This window comes from Cellvibrio sp. UBA7671 (assembly GCA_002483145.1).
In the GTDB taxonomy this organism is placed as follows: domain Bacteria; phylum Pseudomonadota; class Gammaproteobacteria; order Pseudomonadales; family Cellvibrionaceae; genus Cellvibrio; species Cellvibrio fibrivorans.
Genome location: DLHJ01000007.1, coordinates 1091 through 2084, shown reverse-complemented (window position 1 = coordinate 2084; position 994 = coordinate 1091). Strand labels below are relative to the sequence as shown.

At 52.9% G+C, this 994-nt stretch carries 2 protein-coding genes; one reads left to right on the top strand and one right to left on the bottom strand.

Annotated features, from left to right (window positions below):
* Window positions 1-447 (bottom strand): RDD family protein (locus B4E62_RS07820; protein ID WP_331351676.1); only part of this gene is annotated, 447 nt, incomplete at its 3' end.
* Window positions 448-667: 220 nt separating this feature from the next.
* Here B4E62_RS07820 and B4E62_RS07815 point away from each other — a divergent pair.
* Complete coding sequence (locus tag B4E62_RS07815) at window positions 668-940, top strand: DUF493 domain-containing protein (protein ID WP_331351675.1); 273 nt, start codon at window positions 668-670, stop codon at window positions 938-940.
* Window positions 941-994: the final 54 nt, after the last annotated feature.

The following is a 994-nucleotide window of genomic DNA, read 5'->3' as shown; positions in this document are numbered from 1 at the left end:
GTAAATCACCATGCTGCCAGCGGCTAAATCGCCCAAGCGTTTGAACTGACGGTTACACAGGCTGGCGATAATTCCGGTTAGGTACATCATTGGCAAAAAATCCACTACACGCAGCAGGTTGCGCAGCAGCGAGGGGCCAAAGGTAATCGGCGTACCATCATCGTTGACCACACGGATGCCCATCCATTTTTTACCGGGGGTGCGGCCATTGCGCGTCACTTCAAAAAAGACGGGATAAAACCATTCCAGTAAAAAGGCGAGGATTAGCGCGATCCCCGTACCCATGCGACCTAATAGAGACAGCACGATAAAAAGCACGAGGATGATGCCCCAGCGAATCAGAATATCCAGCGTTTGCGCCAGAATCCGCACCCCGAAACCGGCGGGTGTCAGCGGCAACAATGCGCCCTCGGGCGTTTCCAGCGAATGGCGGGTATCGAGTAACAAGTCCAGTTGTCCTTCTACATCAGCAGGCAGCGCACCAAGTGGGCGATGTCGTGTAAATTATTGTTGGCGGGTAATTATGCAGCGGCGAGGATAGCGGATAAGGGTGGGGATGAATAGCCAAACAGGCAGCATTTAAGGCTTGTCAGGCGGGATTTTGCCCCCATCTAAGCGGTATAATTTGCCTCTCGCTTACAGGTTCCGTTCATAGGTTTATAAGGTTATGTCCCAGCAAGAACCCCCAAAGATTGAATTTCCCTGCGAAAACTACCCGATCAAGGTGTTGGGTGATGCAACGCCCGAGCTGCATACCTATGTGGTGGAGATTATGGAGCGCCATGCGCCCGGTTTTGACCAAACCCGCATCACCGTGAAAGAGAGCAGCAAAGGCAGCTTTCGCTCCCTGACGGTGTGGATAACGGCTACCGGTGTTGAGCAGCTGACGGCGATCCATGAAGATCTGCGCGTTAACCGCATGATCAAGATGGTGATGTAACTTGGCTGGTTTGACCCTTGAGGTTGTTCGCCTCGGCCTGCAGGATTACCAAAC

Coding starts and splice junctions, on each gene's coding strand:
- B4E62_RS07815 (WP_331351675.1), top strand. CDS start 668: ATGTCCCAGCAAGAACCCCCAAAGATTGAATTTCCCTGCGAAAACTAC.